Genomic DNA, 20338 nt, shown 5'->3' with positions numbered 1-20338 from the left:
ATGCGCATCACTCCCTCCAAGCTCTGCGAAGAACTCCGCACCGGTTCCCGCAATATCCAGACCGACTCCCGCCTCGTGCAGCCGGGCGATGTTTTCGTGGCCCTGCCCGCCGCCGTGCCCGGCGAACGCAGCAAAACGGCGCAGCACATACGCATGGCACTGGAAAAGGGAGCCTGGGGTGTTGTCGCGCCCACCCGCAGCATGGCCCGGATGAACATCAAGACGCGGGGCGACAGGGAGCACGCCTGGCTTCTATGCGACGATTCCCGCGCCATGCTCGGCGCCCTGGCCGCCGCGCGCTTCGGCACGGATAAAAGCGAGGCGCCGGTGATCGCAATCACGGGCACCAACGGCAAGACCACCTGCGCCTATCTTCTGGAGCACCTCTACAAGTCCAAGGGCATCCCCGTGGGGGTGATGGGCACCATAAGCTACCGCTGGCCCGGGCATGAGGAGGCCGCGCCCCTCACCACGCCGGGCTGCCTCACGCTGCACCGTTCCCTTCAGGCCATGCGTGAGGCCGGGGCAAAGGCCGTGATCATGGAAGTCTCCTCCCACGCCCTCGACCAGAAGCGCGTGGCGGGCATCAATTTCAGCGCCGCGGCCTTCACCAACCTCACGCAGGACCACCTCGACTACCACAAGACCATGGAAAACTACTTCCTGGCCAAGCGTGCGCTTTTCGCAAGTTTCCCCCTGCGGCGCAAGGCCATGGTCATCACCAACGACGACCCCTACGGCCACAGGCTGCTTGAGGAATTTCCCCTGGCCATGGGCGTGGGCATACGCACCCCGCTCGTGGGCCGTCCCTTCCTTCTGGCCGACGTGCGCCGCGCCGACACCGGGGGCCTTTTCCTGCATTTCTACTGGCAGAAAAACCGCGAGGAGCGCCTCGACTGGACGCTGCACAGCCCGCTCATCGGCCTGCACAACGCCAACAACCTGTGCACGGTCTGCGGCGTGGCCCTCAGCATGGGCTTTTCCGTGGAAGATCTCGCATGCCTTTCCCGCTTTACGGGAGTGCCGGGCCGCCTGGAACGCATCGTCGTGCCCTCCGCCGCCGGGCATGAGGACCCGCAGGCCGGCATTTTCGTGGACTACGCCCACACCCCCGACGCCCTCGCCCATGTGCTCAAGACACTGCGGGACGCGAAGTTCCGCCGCCTCATCACGGTGTTCGGCTGCGGCGGCGACAGGGACCGCACCAAACGCCCGCTCATGGGCGAGGCCGTGGCGAAGATGAGCGATATCGCCATAGTCACTTCCGACAACCCGCGCACGGAAAACCCCGAGGCTATCATCGACGATATCATGCCCGGCCTGGCCGGGGCGAAGCACGTCTACCGCGAAGGCGACCGACGCAAGGCTCTGGAACTTGCCGTGAGCCTGCTTCAGGAAGGCGACGCCCTGCTCGTGGCGGGCAAGGGGCATGAAGACTATCAGATCATCGGGACAACGAAACATCACTTCAGTGATCAGGAAATACTCAGGGAGCTGATCTCGTGCAGATGACGCTGGAACAGGCCGCAAGGCACGCAAAGGCCACGGTGCTCTATCCCTCTTCCGTGACTATCACGGGAGCCTGCACGGACAACCGCCGGGTTGCGCCGGGCGATATCTTCGTCGCCATACCCGGGGAAAAGGCGGACGGGCACGATTTTGCCGCCTCCGCCGTGAAGGCCGGGGCCGCGGCAGTACTCGCCGAGCGCGACCCCTTCCGCGGCGAGCCCCTCGCCCCGGTGCTTCTCGCGGAAAACAGCGTAGCGGCCCTCGGGCGCATGGCCCGCGCCTGGCGGAAAAACTTCGGCGGACGCGTGGCGGGCATCACCGGCACGGCGGGCAAAACGACCACCAAGGAACTTCTGGCCAACATCCTCGCCGTGCACGGCAAGACGGCAAAGAACCGCATGAACCTGAACTCGCAGATAGGCATGCCCGTCTCCATGCTTTCGGCGGACGGCGACGAAAAATTCTGGGTCATGGAAGCGGGCATCAGCCGCCCGGACGACATGGATGAGCTCGGGCCCATCCTTGAGCCCGACCTTGCCGTCATTCTCAACGTAGGTCCGGGCCATGCCCTGGGCCTCGGGGACAAGGGCACGGCGTATTACAAGTCGCGCCTTCTGGCGCACCTCGCGCCGGGCGGGCGGGCCCTTGTGAGCGCCGATTACGGCGACCTCGCAAAGGAGGCTCTCGCCCTCAGGCCGGATACGATATTCTTTTCCATCACCGGGAAGGACGTTCCCTACAGGGCGCGTTATCTCGGACTTGACGAAACGGGCCGGGGAAACTACGGTCTGTGGCTCGACGGCGAAGAGCTCACCGTGCAAAGCGCCCTTTCCGGCCCCTACGCGGCGGAGAACATCATTGCCGCCGCCGCTGCGGCCCGCCTTTTCGGCCTCTCTGCCGAAGAGATAAAAAAAGGCGTGGCGGATGCCCCCTTCCCGGCCCAGCGCTTCGCCCGGCACGAACTTCCCGGCTGGACGCTCATCGACGACACCTACAACGCCAATCCCCTTTCCGCCCGGCGCATGCTGGAGGCGGCGGCGGAGCTTGCGCAAGGCAAAGATCTTGTCTGCGTCATGGGCGCCATGGGAGAACTCGGCAGCGTGGCGGAAGAGGAGCACCGCGCTCTCGGCAGGGAACTCGCCGGCACGGGATGCCGGGCCGTGTTCTGGCTGGGCGCTCACGCCGCCGAAGTGGAGGAAGGGCTGAAAAGCCTCTCCTTCGCAGGCTTCTTCGCCGCCCTTTCCGGGCCGGAGGATTTTCTTCCCGCCTTCGGGCATTGGGAAAAAAGCCGGGCGGCACAGCGCCCCGGCCTTGTGATTTTCAAAGGTTCGCGCGTCAACCGTATGGAACGCCTCGTCACCCTCTTCATGGAACAGAAAAACCATGCTTTATAACCTGCTTGTCCCCTTCAGCCAGGATATTTCCCTGCTGAACGTGTTCCGCTACATCACCTTCCGCTCCGCGGGGGCGCTCATCTGCGCCCTGCTCTTCACCATACTCGCCGGGCCGTGGTTCCTGAAAAAGCTCACGGCCCTCAAGGTGGGGCAGCCCATACTCTCCTATGTGCCGGAACATCAGGCCAAGGCGGGCACGCCCACCATGGGCGGGCTGCTCATCATGGCCGGGGCCGTAGCCTCCACCCTGCTGTGGGCCGACCTTGCCAACGTGTACATCTGGCTCACGCTCTTCGTCTTCGTGGGCTTCGGCGCGGTGGGCTTCGTGGACGACTACGCCAAGATACGCCATCATGAGAACAAGGGCCTCTCCCCCCGCGCCAAGATGCTGGGCCTCATCATCGTGTCCGTGCTGGCCATAAGCCTTCTGCTCATGGAACCGGCCTATTCCAGCCGCCTTTCCGTGCCCTTCTTCAAACAGTTCATGCCCGACCTCGGCGTGTTCTATGTGGTCTTCGCCGTGGTGGTGCTCATCGCATCCTCCAACGCCGTGAACCTCACCGACGGGCTGGACGGCCTGGCCATACTGCCCGCCGTCATGTGCTTCATGGTCTACGCCATATTCATTTATGTGGCGGGCCATGCGAACTTCGCCCAGTACCTCCAGGTGCCCGCCGTGCCCGGCGTGGGCGAAGTCACAGTGCTCTGCTGCGCGCTCATGGGCGCTGGGCTCGGCTTTCTGTGGTTCAACTGCTTCCCGGCCCAGGTCTTCATGGGCGACGTGGGCTCCCTCAGCCTCGGCGGCGTGCTGGGCTTTCTGGCCGTCCTCTGCAAGCAGGAGCTCATCCTCATCGTGGCGGGCGGCGTGTTCGTCATGGAAACGGTGTCCGTCATCATGCAGGTGGGCTTTTTCAAGGCCACGCACGGCAGAAGGCTCTTCCGTATGACTCCCCTGCACCATCACTTCCAGAAAGGGGAACACCCCCTGCCGGAATCCAAGATCATCGTGCGCTTCTGGATCATTTCCGTGCTTCTGGCCATTATTTCCCTTTCCGTCCTCAAACTGCGCTGAGGTGCATCATGGCTTCCTTTTCCCTTGAACATCTCCCTGTAGCCGTGGTGGGCGCGGGCAGAAGCGGCAGGGCCGCCCTGCGCCTGCTCCATGAGGAGGGCGCCAGCGTGCGCCTTCTGGAAAAATCGCCGGAAAACATGCCGGAAGATTTCTCCGCCTGGCTTTCGGAGCGGCATATTCCCGTGTTCGGCGGGGAACATGTTCCCGCCTATTTCGAGGGCGTGGAGCTCGTCATTCCGAGCCCTGCGGCGGCAAAGGCCGTGATCGAGCCTCTTCTTCCCCTGCGCGCGGACGGCACAAAGGCCGAAATCATGGCCGAAACCGAGCTGGCCTGGCGCCTTCTGGAAGGGGAACCCGTCGTCGGCGTCACGGGCACCAGCGGCAAGACCACCACCACGAGCATCATCTCCGCCATGCTGAAGGCCCACGGCCTTTGCGTGTTCACGGGCGGCAACATCGGCGTGCCCCTTTCGGAATATGTGCTCGCAAGAAGGCGCGGGGAGAAGAAGGCCGACGTCATAGTGCTCGAACTTTCGAGCTTCCAGCTCCAGACCTGCTCCACCCTGCGCCCGCGCGTGGGCGTGCTGCTCAATATTTCCGAAAACCACCTCGACTTCCACAAGGACATGGAAGAATACACCGAGGCGAAGATGCGCCTCTTTGTCAGGCAGACGGAAGAGGACACGGCAATCCTCTCCCCCACGCTCCGGCATCTGCCGGAAAAGTTCGGCATGAAGGCGCGCGTTCTCTTCCTCACGCCCGGGGCGCGGCCCTTCCCGGAAACAAGGCTCATCGGCGCGCACAACCAGAGCAACGCGGAAGCGGCCTTTCTCGCGGCCTCGGCCTTCGGCGTGACGAAAGAAGAAGCGGCGCGCGCCATGCGGGAATTTACGCCCATCGCCCACAGGCTGGAACATGTGGCGGACATTGCGGGCGTACAGTATGTGAACGACTCCAAATGCACCACCATCGAGGCGCTCAAGGTGGCGCTTTGCGCCTTCGAGCGGCCCGTCATACTGCTGGCCGGGGGCAAGTTCAAGGGAGGCGACGTGGAAGGCATGAAGCCGCTTCTGGCAAAGCATGTGCGCGCCGTGGTCCTGTACGGGGCCTCGCGGGAGCATTTCGAGCCCGCCTGGAAGGATACCGTGCCCGTCACCTGGGATGAAACCATGGACGAGGCCCTTGCCCGCGCCCGCTCCCTGGCAAGGGAAGGCGACGCGGTGCTCCTCGCCCCGGCGACTTCGAGCTACGACCAGTACAGGAACTACATGGAGCGCGGCGGGCACTTCCGCACGCTGGTGCTGAAAATGAAGGAAGAAAGGCCGTAGCCGGGCCTGCCCGGGGCCCTTCCCCCGGACGGAAAAGCCCTGCGGCAAACGCGCCCCCGGCCTACAAAAAAACGGCGGCAGGTCCCGGCCCCGCCAACGAGCCCCGGCCTCCCTCCGGGACGATGAAGAAGAGGATTGCATGAACCTGCGCATGAAAAAACAGCCTGCCCCCGAACCGGAAATGCCCTTCGGCCCGGTGGACTGGTGGCTGCTCGCCCTGCTGCTTCTGCTTTTATGCGTCGGCCTTGTGGCCGTCCTTTCCGCAAGCGGGCCCATCAGCCAGCGCACCTACGGCGAATCCTACCACTTCTTCCACCGCCAGCTTCAGACCATGCTGCTCGGCGGGGTGTTCGTGGCGCTCCTCTGCTGGCTGCCGCGCTCGTTCATCAACAAGCTGCACTACTGGGGCATAGCCGTGGTCGTGGTGCTGCTTCTGCTGTGCCTGCTCATAGGGCCCGTCATCAACGGCGCGCAGCGCTGGCTCGATTTCCACTTCATGATGGTGCAGCCCATGGAGTTCGCCCGCATCGCTCTCGTCATGTACCTTGCCTATTTCATGAGCAGCAAGCAGAGCATGATCCGCGAGTTCAGCCGCGGCCTTCTGCCGCCCACGCTCATCACGATGCTCATCTGCGCCCTGCTCGTGCTCCAGCCGGACCTCGGCGGCACCATCATCATGCTGGCCATACTCTTCTTCATGTGCCTCGGCGGGGGCACGCGCGGCTGGTATCTCGCCATGGTGCTCGTCATTGCGGCCGTGCTCGTGGTGGCGCTCATCATCGTGGAACCCTACCGCTGGGCGCGCTGGACGGCCTACCTCGAACCCTTCGCCAACGCCAAAGGCTCGGGCTATCAGATAGTGCAGAGCCTGCTCGCCCTGGGCAGCGGCGGCATCTTCGGCGTGGGCCTCGGCGGCAGCATACAGAAAACCGTGTACCTGCCCGAAGCCCACAACGACTTCATCATGTCCATTGTGGGCGAGGAAACGGGCTTTGTCGGCATCACCGTCGTCATGGTGCTGTTTGCGCTCTTCTTCTATCGCTGCTATCGTGTGGCGCTCGGGCAGCGGAACCTCAGGGACAGGCTTTCCGCCTACGGGCTCACCCTGGTCATCGCGCTGAGCTTTCTGCTCAACATGGCCGTCATTCTCGGCAACGTCCCGCCGAAGGGCATCGCCATGCCCTTCATCAGCTACGGCGGCAGCAGCCTGCTTGCAAACATGATCTGCGCCGGGCTTCTGCTCAACTATTCAAGAACCATGCGGGAGTAGGCATGCCTTTTCGCATCATCATCACCACCGGAGGCACGGGCGGGCACATTTTCCCCGCGCTTGCCGTCGTCGAGGCCCTCAGGAAAAAACATCCCGACGTGGAAGTGCTCTTCGTGGGCGGGCTCTACGGGCCGGAAAAAGATCTCGCCTCCCGTGCGGGCGTGCCCTTCAGGGGGCTGCCCGTGCGGGGCTTTCTCGGGCGCGGCGTAAAGGCCCTTTCCGCGGGCGCGGCCATGCTCGCGGGAGTGTGGCGCGCGCTTTTTCTCGTGCGTTCCTTCCGGCCCGACGCCGTCATGGGCTTCGGCGGCTACGCGGCCTTTGCCGCCGTACTTGCGGCCTACCTTCTCGGCCGCCCCTGCGCCCTGCACGAACAGAACGCCGTGCCCGGCGCGGCCAACAAGGTTCTCGGCAGGCTGGTGCGCCGCATCTGCCTTTCCTGGCCGCAGAGAAAAGACGACCCTTCCTTCCCTGAAGAACGCTGCGTGCTGACGGGCAACCCCATACGCGAAGGCATCGCCGCCCTCGGAGCGCAGGAAAGAAAAGGCGGGAGAACCCTTCTCGTCATGGGCGGTTCCCAGGGCGCGCGGGCTATCAACAACATGGTCATATCCATGCTCCCCGCCCTTCGGGAAGCGGGCGTGAACATCGTGCATCAGACGGGCGCGGGCGAATATGAAAGCGTGCGCCTCGGCTACATGGAAGCGGGCTTCAGCCGGGAGGAGACCGACACCGTGGTGCGGCCCTTCATCCACGACATGGCAGAGGCCTACGCCTCCTGCGACCTCGCCCTGTGCCGCGCCGGGGCCACCAGCCTTGCGGAACTTGCGGCCACGGGCACGCCCTCGGTGCTCATCCCCTTCCCCTTTGCGGCCCACGACCATCAGACGGGCAACGCCCGCGCCATGCAGGACGCAGGCGGCGGCATACTGCTGCCGCAGAAGGATGCGCAGCGCATGGCTGAGGAAGGGAGCCTCGCCCCCATGATCCTGGAACTTCTCGGCAACAGGGAGCGCCTCCTTGCCATGCGCAAGGGCGCGCTTTCCCTCTCCCGGCCCCATGCGGCAAGCGACGTGGCCGATGAGCTTCTCGCCCTCGCCTCCCACAAAAAAAGTAATACATGGTGATATATGAACAATAAAATCCGTGCCATACACATGATAGGCATAGGCGGCTCCGGCATGAGCGGCATTGCCGAAGTACTGCTCAACTTAGGCTACAGCGTCCACGGTTCCGACCTGTCCACCGGAGCGACGGTGCAACGCCTGCGCTCTCTCGGGGCCGTCATCCACACCGGGCACTCGGCCGAGAACCTGGGCGACGCGCAGGTGGTGGTACGCTCCTCTGCCGTCTCCGACTACAACCCCGAAGTGCAGGCCGCACGGGAGCGGGGCATACCCGTCATCCCGCGCGCGGAAATGCTGGCCGAGCTCATGCGCCTGCGCACGGGCATCGCGGTGGCGGGCACGCACGGCAAGACCACCACAACCTCGCTCACGGCCTCCATCTTCGACGCTGCGGGGCTCGACCCCACCGTCATCATCGGCGGCCTGTTCAACGCCTACCGCTCCAACGGGCACCTCGGCCAGGGCGAATACCTCATTGCGGAATCCGACGAATCCGACGGTTCCTTCCTCTGCCTCTTCCCCATCATCAACGTGGTGACCAACGTGGACTATGACCATGTGGACCACTACGGCAGCCAGGAAGCCATAGACGATGCCTTTGCGGCCTTCATGAACAAGGTGCCCTTCTACGGCATGAACATCATCTGCTCCGACGACCCGGGCGTGCGCCGCCTCATCCCGCGCATCAAGCGCCCGTTCCTCACCTACGGCTTCGGCAGGGACTGCCGCATCCGGGGCGAGATTGCGGAATGTGGGGCGACAAGCCGCTTCCATGTGTGGCTGCGCGACCGCGACGGGCAGGAAAAAAAGCTTCTTGAGAACGTCACCCTCACCCAGCCGGGCCGCCACAACATCCTGAACGCGCTCGCGGCCATAGGCGTGGCGCTTCAGGCGGGCATTTCCCCGGAAAAGTGCGCGGAAGGCCTTGCCGGATTCTCCGGCGTGGGCCGCCGCTTCGAGCTCAAGGGCGAAAAGGAAGGCGTCACAGTCATCGACGACTACGGCCATCATCCCACGGAAATCCAGGCCACCATACGCACGGCCCGCCAGGTCTTCCCGGGCAGGCGCCTCGTCATGGTGTTCCAGCCGCACCGCTTTTCCCGTACGCAGGCGCTGTTCGGGGAGTTCTGCCACACCTTCGAGAATGTGGACAGGCTCTACCTCACGGAAATCTACCCTGCGAGCGAATCGCCCATCCCGGGCGTGAACGGCGTGAACCTCGCCCTCGGCATACGCCAGTTCTCGAAGACGGACGTAACCTACAAGCCGAACTTCGACGAAATCGTGGATGCGCTCAAAGACGACCTCCGCCCCGGCGACGTGCTCATCACCCAGGGCGCGGGCAGCGTGACTACCGTCGGCCCCCGGGTACTGGAGAACATGGCGTGATCATCACTTCCCGCCCGGCCCTCGCGCCCCTCACCACCCTCGGCCTCGGAGGATACGCCCTTGCCGGGATCACGCTGGAGCAGCCCGACGACTGTGCGCGCCTCGGGGAGGCCCTCGCTCAGACGGGGGGGCTGCCCTGCGTGCTCGGGGGCGGGAGCAACCTGCTCATCCACGACGGGGAGCTGCCCGTCACCGTGCTGCGGCCTCTTTTCGGCGCGAAGGACGCGGAGCCGGAAATCTTGGGCGAGGAAGAAGAAGGCGGGGCAAGGCGCGTCCTTTTCCGCGCGGGCGCGGGCATGCCCATGCCCCGGCTTCTTGCCTGGTGCGCGAAGAAGGGCCTTTCCGGACTGGAGGGCCTCGTGGGCGTGCCCGGACGCCTCGGCGGGGCCGTGGCCATGAACGCCGGGGCCTACGGATGCAGCACGGCGCCGCTTCTGCGCTCGCTCTCCGTGTACACGCCGGAAAAGGGCCTGCATACGCTTTCGCCGGAAGGCTGGAGGGCGCGCTACCGGCACTTTTCCCTTGTCGCGCCCTGCGCCTGGTACATGAGCGTTTCGGCCGTGCTTTCCCTTGCCCTGGCGACGCCCGAAGCCGTGCGCGGGCGCATGAAGGAGAACTTCCTGCGCAAGAAGGCGGTGCAGCCCGTGCACGAGCGCACGGCGGGCTGCGTATTCCAGAACCCGGAAGGCGAATCTGCGGGCAGGCTCCTGGATCAGGCGGGCATGAAGGGAAAAAGGCGGGGGGCGCTCTACTTCTCCCCCATGCACGCGAATTTTCTCGTGCATGAAAGAACTTCCGGCGCGGCAGGCAGGAGCGAGGACGCCCTTTTCCTCATCGGTGAGGCGAAGCGCGCCGTGCGCGAGCGCTTCGGCGTGGAACTTCAGCTCGAAGTCAAGGAGTGGCCGCCATGTCGTTGCTGAACCGCCAGAGCCGCCGCAACACCTACGCACAGAGAAAAAAGAGCGCGGCCGAGCCTTCCTCCCGGCAGCGCAGGAGCAGCGCAAACCGCAGGAAAACGAAGGAAGCGCCGAAAAAGACGCGCCGCTCCCCGAAGCTGCACCTGCCCTCCGTCCATGTGAGCGCGAAGGGCTTTCTGCGCCTTGTGCGCTGGAGCGTCCTTCTGGCCGTGGCGGCGCTTTTTCTCTACGGCGCGGCCGTGGGGCTGGTGAAAGCCTGGAATTTCTGCACCACAAGCGCCTATTTCACCATAGAAAAGGTGAGCGTTGAAGGAAACAAACAGATAAAAACGGCGGACATTCTGGAAGAGTGCGGTATACGCAAGGGGGAGAACAGCCTGCTTGTGAACGTGCACGAGGCAGAACAGAAGCTGGTGTCCAACCCGTGGATAGAGCATGTCTCCATCAAGAGGGAACTGCCCGGCTCCTTCCACATCACGATCAAGGAGCGCGTGCCGCTTTTCTGTGCGCGCAAGGACAACACGCTCTACTACATCAATGCCGAGGGCCGGCTCATCGCGCCCGTGACTACGGAGAATTTCCGCTCCCTGCCGGTGCTGGAGATAGGCCCGGGCGGGGAGGACGCCCTGCCCATGGTGGCGCAGTTCGTGGAGGAGTTCCGCCATGCGGGCTTCCCCTTTGACATTTCCCAGATTTCGTGGATACGATTGAGTGCTGGCGGGGGCTTCGAGCTCTACTGGGAAACGCGCCGGCTGCGGCTCAGCATCGGGGTGGAGAACTGGAAGGACAATCTGAAGCGCATCGCCTCGGTCGTTACCGACATTGAAAAAAGAAAGGAAACCGTGATGGTCACCAGCATCCGCGCGGCGGACGGGCAGGTATGGATGACCAAGTCCGGAAGCTAGGGGCAGAACAGCACCAACTGACTCGGGAAAGCCGTTCTTTCAGAGTGTTGCGGCACAGCAAGTCATGCGTGTTGTCCGGCAAAAAAATGCTGGACAATGCTGCATTTTTGTGCTGCTCTTTTTCCAGTCTGTATTAACAAGGCACTCCTTTCACAGGTATGCTCAGGGCATGGGGAGCTTACAATGCCAAAATCCGAACTCATCGTCGGCCTTGACATAGGCACGACAAAAATCTGCGCCGTTGTCGGCGAACCCTCCGAAAACGGAATAGATATCATCGGGATAGGCACAAGTCCCTCCAACGGCCTGCGCAAGGGCGTGGTCGTCAACATCGATCAGACCGTGCAGTCCATCCGCAAGGCGGTGGAAGAAGCCGAGCTCATGGCGGGCTGCGAGATCAAGTCGGTGTATGCGGGCATCGCGGGCAGCCACATCAAGGGCGTGAACAGCCACGGCGTCATCGCCATAAAGGGCGGCGGCGAGGTGACGCAGCACGACGTGGAAAGAGTGCTCGACGCGGCCAAGGCCGTGGCCATTCCCATGGACAGGGAAGTGATACACATCCTGCCCCAGGGCTACATTGTGGACGAGCAGCGCGGCATAGCCAATCCCATCGGCATGTCGGGCGTGCGCCTTGAAGCCAACGTGCATATCGTGACGGGCGCCGTGACTTCGGCGCAGAACATCATCCGCTCCTGCAACAGGAGCGACCTCGACGTTTCCGACATAGTGCTGGAATCTCTGGCCTCCTCCAAGTCCATCCTCACGGAGGAGGAGCGGGAGATAGGCGTCGCCATAGTGGACATAGGCGGCGGCACGAGCGATATCGCCATATTCGTCAACAATGCCATAAAGCATACGGGAGCTGTGGCCCTCGGAGGCCACAATCTGACAAGCGACATAGCCTTCGGCCTGCGCACCTCCATATCCGCGGCCGACAGGATAAAAATCAAATACGGCTGCGCCCTCACCGACATGGTCCGCCCTGAAGAGACCATCGAGGTGCCCGGGGTGGGCGGCCGGCCCTCGCGCACGGTGGAGCGCCGCGTGCTGGCCGAAATCTGCGAGCCCCGCATGGAAGAAATCCTTGCGCTGGTGTATCAGGAACTTGAACATTCCGGGCTGAAGCGTCAGCTTGGCGCGGGCGTGGTGCTCACGGGCGGCGCGGCCCTCATCCCGGGTTGCGCAGAACTGGCGGAGGAAATCTTCCAGCTGCCCACGCGCCTGGGCTATCCCCGCAACGTGGGCGGCCTCAAGGACGTGATCAACAATCCCAAGTTCGCCACGGCCGTGGGCCTGCTTTTCTATGGAGCGGAAAAAGAAAGCGAGGAAGCGCCCACGCGTTTTGCCAATGCGCCCTCCTCCGCCGCCGAATCCAGCATGTTCCACGGAGTGTGGGAACGCATGAAGCGCTGGTTCGGCGATATCCGTTAAATCAATTCATGTAGAATACCCGGAGCACAGAACTATGGACGATATGGTTCCCGATACGGAACAGGCCGCAAAAATCAAAGTCATCGGCGTGGGCGGGGGCGGCGGCAACGCCGTGCAGAACATGATCAACTCCCGCCTGGAGGGCGTATCCTTCATCTGCGCCAACACCGACATGCAGGCGCTTTCCCGTTCCCTTGCCGAAGAACACATACAGCTCGGCAAGGAACTGACGCGCGGCCTCGGCGCGGGCGCGAAGCCCGAGGTGGGCCAGGCGGCGGCGGAAGAGAGCGTGGAAGACATTCGCCGCGCCGTGGACGGGGCGGACATGGTCTTCGTCACGGCGGGTATGGGCGGCGGCACGGGCACGGGTGCGGCCCCGGTCATTGCCAAGGTGGCCAAGGAAAAGGGCGTGCTCACCGTGGGCGTAGTCACGAAGCCCTTCCGCTTTGAAGGCGAAAAGCGCATGAAGGCGGCTCTCAAGGGCATTGAGGAACTCAAGCAGCATGTGGACAGCCTCGTCATCATTCCCAACGACCGCCTTCTCGCCATTGCGCCCAAGAACGCCAAGGTTACGGAAATGCTGAAGAAGGCCGACGACGTGCTCTACGACGCAGTGCGCGGCGTGACCGACCTCATCACCAAGCCCGGCCTCATCAACGCCGACTTTGCGGACGTGCGCACCGTCATGAGCCGCCAGGGCATGGCGCTCATGGGCGAAGGCCGCGCCTCGGGCGACAACCGCGCCCTCGACGCCGCGAAGCGCGCCATTACGAGCCCCCTGCTGGAAGACCTCTCCATCACGGGCTGCAAGGCCATGCTCGTCAACATTACGGCCAATGAAGACCTCGGCATGGACGAGTTCAGCACCGCCGCCTCCTACATCGAAGAAGCCGCGCGCGGGGCCAACGGGGAAGACCCGGAAATCGTGGTGGCCATGTCTTTGGACGAGAGCTGCAGCGAGGAGATCCGCATCACGGTCATCGCCACGGGCATAGAACCGGCGACGGAAAAGCCCGCCAAGGCCACGGGCACCGTGGTAACCATGAACGAAGGGCGCAACGAAGCGAATGTCCCGCCGGTAGTGCAGGGCTATTCCCGGCAGAACCGCCATCGCGACCCGACCGTCATCCTGTCCCGGTACAGACTGCCCAGCGACTATCCGCAGGACGATACCGACACCCCCGCCTACCTGCGCTACCAGGAACGGGCGAAACAGTATCAGGAACCGGCGGAGGATTTCACCATAGAGGAAGACGACAGCCCCGCCTACCTGCGCAAGCAGAACCATTGATCCCCAAGCCCCCGGCACAATGCCGGGGGCTTTTCTGATTGGAGCCCGGCCGTTCTCAGGGGGAAAACCATAGTGTCCCATGTGATGAAAAACTCCTTCTGATTTCTGAGAAAGGGCCCGGCAACGGCGCCCCGGGCCGATCAAAAGGATGCCTCGGGGAACTTCAGCGCACAGGCAAGAAAACAAGCACAGGGCTTTTGCCCCGAAATATCGCAGGCAGCTTTTCCAAGGCGGGAAGAAAAAGGCGGCCGACGAAATATGGTGAACACTTGGAAGGGGCAAGGAGAACGAAGGCGCAATGTTGCCCCGGCCATATCCCTATCTTGCCGGAAATACCGCCGAAGATATGTGTATCGTCGATTTCAGGGAAGAGCAGCCTGATGCCGTGCGGGCCGTCCGGAGAGCTGCGACATGGCCCTCTCAAACTCTGCGCGGTATTTACTCAATGGATACGGGGCAGGAACAAGGCAAAAATATCTGGGCATCGGGCATCCTCCGGCCGAAGATATGCCTGGCGGGCGTTGCGCATCCCGTGGGCCTAAAGCCCGTTTACGGGCCGCCTGCACAAATACTGAGGCCAGACCGCACATGCGCCTGTCCGGGAAGCAAGAGAATCTTACAGGCGCGCAAGAGAAAGTACCGGCCATACGGGGAGGGCTTTCTGCCCCCGGGGAGCCCCGCAGACCTCTCCCCGCGCAGACAGGACCACCACACCGAGCCTTCTGCCCTGCCGCGCCCTTCCCGAAATCCCCCGTCCGGCCAGGAAAAGGACGACTCGCCGGGGCAACCCGCCCTGCCGCCGACGTGATCGCGCACAAAGGGAGCCGCAGAGAACCCGCAGGATTGCGCCCAGCGCAAGGAGCCGCGCTCCACTTTTTTGCCGCCACGGTGCGCGTCCGCAGCTTCGCTGATAAAAGCCGGGAAAAGCCCTGCCGCGTTCCGCGCCGAAGCGCCCCTTCTGTGCGCCGGGCAGCTCTTCGCCCGGCGGGAACAGCGCAAAGGCCGCCCGTTTTTCCGCCCGAATGTTGCTCTCCCACGCGGCGCAAGGATGCCGCAACGCCCTCCGGAGCACGCGCAAAACCGCCATGACGACGGTATACCCGTTGAAAGAAATCGTTACAAACGTAAAAATCCGCTCTCCACAAGGAAAATCAGAAAAAATACATATTAATGCCGTATTTTTGAGGCTTGCGCTTGTGCACAATATCCGGCATACAGGATTTCCGGCCCAAGGCGTCTTTCCCGATGGTGAAAGTATTGTCATTACGGCGCGTGCTGCTTTTTAAAGTAACATGGCGCTGCAAGGAAGCAACTGTCCTGTTGCTGCTTTTTAAGGAGTTTTTATGTCCCTTTCCCGCCTTTGTGCAACCGTCCTGCTCTGCCTCACGCTTCTTGCTACCCCCTGCCTTGCCTGGGAGCTGCCCGAACCGGGCAGGCTCAGCCCCGCCGAGGCCACGGAAGTAGTGCAGAATCTTCAGGATGATCTCGTAATTCTCGACGTGCGTACCCCCGGGGAATTTGCCGAAGGGCATGCGGAAGGCGCGCTGCTCATTCCTCTGGAAGAACTCGCCTCCCGCGCGGATGATATCCCTGAAGAAAAGCCCGTGCTCATCCTCTGCCGCTCCGGCAGACGCGCGGCTGCGGCCTTCGATATCCTTGCCCGTGCCGGCAGGAACATGGAAGAGGTGTGGTATCTCGAAGGCTATACCGATTACAAGGCCGGCGAACCGCATTTTCATCGTTGAAAAGCAGGGCGCTGAACGGCGGCCTTCTGCGCGGCGCATCACGCGCAGGCCTGCCTGAGCCTCCTTTCTCCCACACCGCCGCCGGGCTTTTCCCGGCGGCGTTTCCGTTTAAGCCAGGATCACCGTACCAAGGCGAGTTCCTACAAGATTGCCGGGTTCGGCACGATTTCCGGCTCCTCGCCGATACGGCACCGGTTCGAGCATAGACATGAAGAGCCTGTCCCTGCTCACCGGCCTTGCCTGAAGCGCGCCTCTCACCCCCGGCACGTTCTTTGAAGACGGCAACGGCTCCTACGCCCCCTGGAACTCATTCATCAACACATCATCCGTGCACGGCGACGCCTGGTATGCGGGCGGCGGCGTTCTGCGTCCCACAGCGCAGGCTCCCAGCACAACGATTACGACACGGCCTGCGTGAATTCTCCGGCAGGCAGGCCGCCTACGACGGCAGTTCCGCCTATTACGGACTGCATGCCGGTCCCGGCCATGTCCGGAACATCGCCGACAACGCAAGCCTTGCAGGAAGGAGAAGGCCTGACCCTGTCCGCAGGCGAGCACCTGCGCCTCGGCGGACGCCTCTCCCGCATCGTGAACGAACATCTGCGCCCCTGCATCGGCGCGGCATGGGAACACGAGTTCGACGGCAGGGCGCACGCCGCGGCCAGCGGCTTCGCCATCGACAGCCCGAACCTCAAGGCGATACCGGCATAGGCCTGCCCCCCACACCCTCCGCAGACCTGCCGCTCACCCTCGGCCTCGGCGTGCAGGGCTATACCGGCGCGCGCAAAGGGTGACGGGCGCTTTGCTGATCCACTGGAAATTCTGGGCCTTTCCGAAACTTCCCGCTCCCGGCGCCTGCGGCAACGCGGGCGCCGGGGGTACATCGCCTGAACTCGGCCGGGGCATGCGCGATTCCTCTGCCCTCCGACGCCGAAGGAGCGTTGAGAAAAGGCGATGCCTTAAAGTACGGGCAGCATGAAGGGCGGCCCGGAATTTTGCCCGAAAACATCTTTTCCGTCCTTCCTTTGACACCACGGCCCGCAACGCCGGGACGGCCCTGCACGACGCGCTCACACCGATTTGGCGGCAGGAGCACGCCGGGGCAAATCTTTCCCGCATCTGTCCGTATGGGCGGCAAAAAAATTTCGTCCCTCTCCGAAACGCTCCAAAAAGCCGGGCGTCGAAAAGGGGCTTCTGCCCTTTTCTGCGCGCGGCCCTGCCGGATGCAGGGGCCCGCGCCACGGCTTGCCTGTGCGCGCTTTTCCGGCATTTCCTGTGCTGTTGCCCTTGCCTTTTCGGGGCAAGGGGTCTAACGTGTGGCCGCCTCTCTTTTTCATGAGAGCTTCACGTCTAGCATCTTGGGGAATGTATGGACAGCCTTCTTCTCGCCCTTCTGGTAATGGCGGCGGGCGCGCTGATCACGGGGCTTACGGCCCTGCGGCCGGTGAGCGCAGCCACGAACAGGACGGCCAACGTATTCGGGCCGGGGGCGGCGGCGGTCGCGTGCCTTCTGGGCCTGCACGGGCTTTTTTCCGGCGGCTGGAGCAGTGCGGAGAGCTTTCTTCTGCCCTGGGGGCTGCCTTGCGGGGCTTTTGCGCTGGGGCTCGACCCTCTTTCGCGGCTTTTTCTTCTGCCGGTATTTGTATTGGGCTTCACCTGCGCACTTTCCGGCTGCGCATCGCTCAGGCACAGCGACCCTTCCGAGCACAATCTCGGGGCGCACTGGCTTTTCTATCTCCTTCTTCTTCTGGGCATGACGTGCGTGATGACGGCGAGGGACGCGGTGTTCTTCATGCTGGCGTGGGAAATCATGTCGCTTTCGCCCTTCTTCCTCATTGATTTCAACGACCGCGACCGGCTGGTGCAGGACGCCTCGTGGGTGTACCTTGTGGCGGCTCATCTCGGTGCGGTGCTGCTCATCGCGTTCTTTGCGCTCCTGTGGCAGGAAAGCGGCTCCACCTTCTTTTCCGCCATGGCCATGCATCATCCGGCGAACGCCACGGCGCTTTTCCTGCTTGCGCTTTTCGGCTTCGGGGCCAAGGCGGGGCTTGCTCCCCTGCACGTCTGGCTGCCGGAGGCGCATCCTGCGGCTCCGAGCCACGTTTCCGCCCTGCTTTCCGGCGCCATGCTGAACGCGGGGCTGTACGGCATCATCCGCTCCTTCGACTTCTTCGGCCCTGCGGACTCCATGCCCCTCTGGTGGGGCTGGCTGCTCATGGCCCTGGGCGCGGCAACGGCGCTCATGGGCATACTGAAGGCCCTTGCCCAGAGCCACCTGAAAAGGCTGCTCGCCTATTCCAGCGTGGAAAACATGGGCATCATGATTATGGGCGCGGGCATCGGGCTTGTGGGCATACACAACGGCAGCGCGTGGACGGCGGCGCTGGGCTTTTCCGGCTGCCTTTTCCACATGCTGAACCACGCCGCGTTCAAGGGCCTGCTCTTTCTCGGCGCGGGCGAAGTGCTGCACGCCGTGGGCACGGCGGACATGGCGCGCCTCGGCGGGCTGCAGAAGAAAATGCCTTTCCTGGGGGCGCTTTTCGCGCTGGGCGCGGCGTCCATCGCCTGCCTGCCGCCGTTCAACGGCTTTGCCGGGGAATTTGTGCTCTCCCTTTCCATGGCCGCATCCCTTTCCCTCCCGGGACTTGAGCAGAAAATAGCCATGATCGCCTGCCTGACGGCCCTCATGCTCACGAGCGGCCTTTCCGCCGCAGTGTACATCAAGGCCTACGGCATGACTTTCCTCGGCCAGGCGCGCACCCGCTTCGCCGCCGAGCCCCACGTCCCGGAAAACCGCCTCCTCATGCCCCTGTGCATCCCGGCGGCGGCATGCCTTTTCGGCGGGCTTTTCGCGCCCCTGGCCTTTGCCATGGTCCAGCCCACGCTGGACTTCATTCCCGCCATGCATGAAGGCGTGGCGGAAGGGGCGCGCCTCGCCATAGCGCAGACGGAACATCTGCTCGGCAACATATCCCTGTTCGGCTGGGCGGGCATCGGCCTTGTACTTGTTCTTGCGCTCATACGCCGCATGCTCCTTGCGCGCAGGGGCGTGAAGCGCGGCCCGGTGTGGGGCTGCGGCTATCAGTACGGCACAAGCCGCATCCAGTATACTCCCGCATCCTTCGCGGAACCCGCCACCCGCATCTTCGGGCCCGTCATGGGCACAAGGGTGCGCGCGGTGAAGGGCGAAGGGCTTTTCCCCGCCCGCGCCTCCCTGGGCGTGGACGCGCCGGACGTGGTGCGCGGCAAGGGCTACACGCCGCTCTTCCAGCTCATGGAGCGCGCCTGCAACGCGCTGAAAATCGTGCAGAACGGCCTGGTCAACATCTACATCCTCTACATTCTCGTCACGCTGGTGGCGCTGCTCATCTGGGGGGTGGCGTAATGGACATGCAGCTCTACCTCGCGCATTTCGTGCTCGCGCTTATCCTCGCGCCGCTCCCCCTCGGCATCATCGCCAAGGTCAAGGCGCTTTTTGCAGGCAGGCACGGCAAGCCCCTGCTTCAGCCCTACTACGATATCGCCAAGCTCCTTTTCAAAGGAGAAGTCACAGGCGAAGGCACAACCTGGGTCTTCTCCGCCGGGCCAGTCATAGCCCTGGCCTCGGCCGCGGCTGCACTCGCCCTGCTGCCCCTCGGCGGCGTATCCTCGCCCTTCGCCTTTCAGGGCGATTTCATACTCTGCGCCTACCTCCTGGGCATGGGGCGCTTCGCCACCGTGCTCGCAGCTCTCGATACCGGTTCCCCCTTCGAGGGCATGGGCGCAAGCCGCGAAGCCCTGTTCGGGGCCATTGCGGAACCCGTGCTCTTTCTGGCCTTCCTCGCCCTTATCGGCACGGCCGGGAGCCTGGGGGAAGGTTCCCTTTCCCTCTCCGGCCTGTTCAACGGCTTCCCCGTCACGGCCTGGACGCAGGGCAGGCCCGAACTTGTGCTGCTTGTGTTCGTCATAGGCGTGCTGCTCCTTCTGGAAAACTGCCGCATCCCCGTGGACGACCCCACCACGCACCTGGAACTCACCATGATCCACGAAGTCATGGTGCTCGACCATTCAGGCCCCAACATGGCCTTCATCCTCTACGGCTCCGCCGTGAAACTGTGGATATTCTCCACCCTGCTCATCGGCCTCGTCGTCCCTCCCCTGCCCTTCCCCCTGCACGCGGCGGCCTCCCTTTGCGCCACGGCCCTCGTCGCCTGCCTCGTGGGCGTGGTGGAATCAGTCATGGCGCGCCTGCGCATGCACGTCGTGCCCGCCCTGGTGGGCCTCGCCGGTTCCGTGGCCGCCTTCGTCCTCATCCTGACTCTGGTCCGGTAAGCCTATGTACCCGCTCTTCCAGTTCGTCATACTGCTTCTGCTCGTCGCCGACCTCATCATGCTCTGGTCGGGCCGCATCCTCATGCTCATCCGCCTCTCGGCCGTGCAGGGCGTGCTGCTCGCCGCGCTGCTGCTCCTGCCCGTGGACGGAAAGCTCAATGCGGAACTCGTGTTCCTTTCCCTTGCCGTGTTCTGCCTCAAGGGCGCGGGCTTTCCCGTGTTCCTGCGCCATGTCTGCCGCAAGCTCGGCCTTGAACCCGTGGTGCGCCCCCGCCTCGGCCGCATGTATCCCATGGCCGGGGGCCTCGCCTGCCTCGCCTTCTCCCTGTGGCTCGAAGGCCGCATCCCGGCGGCGGAAGGCCTCTTCCCCCCGCTGCTCTTCCCCGTGGCCCTCACCACCCTCTTCTGCGGGCTCATCCTTGTGGTGGGCCGGGCCAAGGCGCTCGCCCAGGTCGTCGGCTACCTGGTGGTGGAAAACGGCATCTTCCTGCTCGGTATCCCGCTCATGACCGAAGGCTCGGTGTGGTTCGAGCTCAGCATCCTGCTCGACGTGTTTGCCGCCATATTCGTCATGGCCATTGCCATAAACCACATAAGCAGCGCCTTCGACTCCATCGACGTGGCGCGCTTCCGCAACCTGAGGGACTGA

The 20338-nt window shown here is 63.6% G+C and carries 17 protein-coding genes; all 17 read left to right on the top strand.

From position 1 onward, the window contains the following. Window positions 1-1512 carry a UDP-N-acetylmuramoyl-L-alanyl-D-glutamate--2,6-diaminopimelate ligase gene (locus K8W16_RS01310; protein ID WP_304120479.1) on the top strand — a complete coding sequence of 504 codons (1512 nt, stop codon included), beginning with the start codon at window positions 1-3 and terminating at the stop codon, window positions 1510-1512. Further along, window positions 1509-2903: a UDP-N-acetylmuramoyl-tripeptide--D-alanyl-D-alanine ligase gene (murF, locus tag K8W16_RS01305; RefSeq protein WP_304120478.1), complete on the top strand. Its 1395-nt coding sequence runs from the start codon at window positions 1509-1511 to the stop codon at window positions 2901-2903. Before K8W16_RS01310 ends, murF begins: the two co-directional genes overlap by 4 nt. Further along, window positions 2893-3975: a phospho-N-acetylmuramoyl-pentapeptide-transferase gene (gene mraY / locus K8W16_RS01300; RefSeq protein WP_304120476.1), complete on the top strand. Its 1083-nt coding sequence runs from the start codon at window positions 2893-2895 to the stop codon at window positions 3973-3975. Before murF ends, mraY begins: the two co-directional genes overlap by 11 nt. An 8-nt stretch (window positions 3976-3983) precedes the next feature. Then, entirely contained in the window at window positions 3984-5303 is a 1320-nt protein-coding gene (gene murD / locus K8W16_RS01295) for a UDP-N-acetylmuramoyl-L-alanine--D-glutamate ligase (RefSeq protein ID WP_304120473.1), read from the top strand. Window positions 5304-5454: 151 nt separating this feature from the next. Beyond that, window positions 5455-6573 (top strand): putative lipid II flippase FtsW, encoded by a 1119-nt coding sequence (gene ftsW, locus K8W16_RS01290; protein ID WP_304120472.1) that lies wholly within the window; start codon window positions 5455-5457, stop codon window positions 6571-6573. Between the two features lie 2 nt (window positions 6574-6575). After that, window positions 6576-7697 (top strand): undecaprenyldiphospho-muramoylpentapeptide beta-N-acetylglucosaminyltransferase, encoded by a 1122-nt coding sequence (murG, locus tag K8W16_RS01285; RefSeq protein ID WP_304120470.1) that lies wholly within the window; start codon window positions 6576-6578, stop codon window positions 7695-7697. Window positions 7698-7700: 3 nt separating this feature from the next. Then, window positions 7701-9086, top strand: coding sequence for a UDP-N-acetylmuramate--L-alanine ligase (gene murC / locus K8W16_RS01280; RefSeq protein ID WP_304120468.1), 1386 nt, complete (start codon window positions 7701-7703; stop codon window positions 9084-9086). After that, window positions 9083-10006, top strand: a complete 924-nt coding sequence (locus K8W16_RS01275; protein WP_304120466.1) for a UDP-N-acetylmuramate dehydrogenase — start codon at window positions 9083-9085, stop codon at window positions 10004-10006. The genes murC and K8W16_RS01275 overlap by 4 nt, the downstream gene beginning before the upstream one ends. Further along, complete coding sequence (locus tag K8W16_RS01270; protein ID WP_304120465.1) at window positions 9994-10908, top strand: cell division protein FtsQ/DivIB; 915 nt, start codon at window positions 9994-9996, stop codon at window positions 10906-10908. The genes K8W16_RS01275 and K8W16_RS01270 overlap by 13 nt, the downstream gene beginning before the upstream one ends. 183 nt (window positions 10909-11091) lie before the next feature. Next, entirely contained in the window at window positions 11092-12342 is a 1251-nt protein-coding gene (gene ftsA, locus K8W16_RS01265) for a cell division protein FtsA (protein ID WP_304120464.1), read from the top strand. Between the two features lie 34 nt (window positions 12343-12376). Continuing rightward, window positions 12377-13633 (top strand): cell division protein FtsZ, encoded by a 1257-nt coding sequence (gene ftsZ, locus K8W16_RS01260; protein ID WP_304120462.1) that lies wholly within the window; start codon window positions 12377-12379, stop codon window positions 13631-13633. A 1085-nt stretch (window positions 13634-14718) separates the two neighbouring features. Next, entirely contained in the window at window positions 14719-14919 is a 201-nt protein-coding gene (locus K8W16_RS01255) for a hypothetical protein (protein ID WP_304120460.1), read from the top strand. A gap of 57 nt (window positions 14920-14976) precedes the next feature. Continuing rightward, the gene (locus K8W16_RS01250) at window positions 14977-15378 is read left to right on the top strand and encodes a rhodanese-like domain-containing protein (RefSeq protein WP_304120458.1); all 402 of its coding nucleotides are present in this window, start codon (window positions 14977-14979) and stop codon (window positions 15376-15378) included. A 516-nt stretch (window positions 15379-15894) separates the two neighbouring features. Continuing rightward, window positions 15895-16089, top strand: a complete 195-nt coding sequence (locus K8W16_RS01245) for a hypothetical protein (protein WP_304120457.1) — start codon at window positions 15895-15897, stop codon at window positions 16087-16089. 658 nt (window positions 16090-16747) lie between these two features. Continuing rightward, window positions 16748-18763 (top strand): proton-conducting transporter membrane subunit, encoded by a 2016-nt coding sequence (locus K8W16_RS01240; RefSeq protein WP_304120455.1) that lies wholly within the window; start codon window positions 16748-16750, stop codon window positions 18761-18763. Beyond that, window positions 18763-19689, top strand: a complete 927-nt coding sequence (locus K8W16_RS01235) for a respiratory chain complex I subunit 1 family protein (protein WP_369694448.1) — start codon at window positions 18763-18765, stop codon at window positions 19687-19689. Before K8W16_RS01240 ends, K8W16_RS01235 begins: the two co-directional genes overlap by 1 nt. Window positions 19690-19693: 4 nt before the next feature. After that, window positions 19694-20338: a hydrogenase-4 component E gene (locus tag K8W16_RS01230; protein WP_304120454.1), complete on the top strand. Its 645-nt coding sequence runs from the start codon at window positions 19694-19696 to the stop codon at window positions 20336-20338.

The organism is Mailhella massiliensis (assembly GCF_020741395.1).
GTDB classification, from domain to species: Bacteria; Desulfobacterota; Desulfovibrionia; order Desulfovibrionales; family Desulfovibrionaceae; genus Mailhella; species Mailhella massiliensis_A.
Note: the sequence above shows the minus strand (reverse complement) of the source record. Positions and strands in the feature narration are given on the sequence as shown.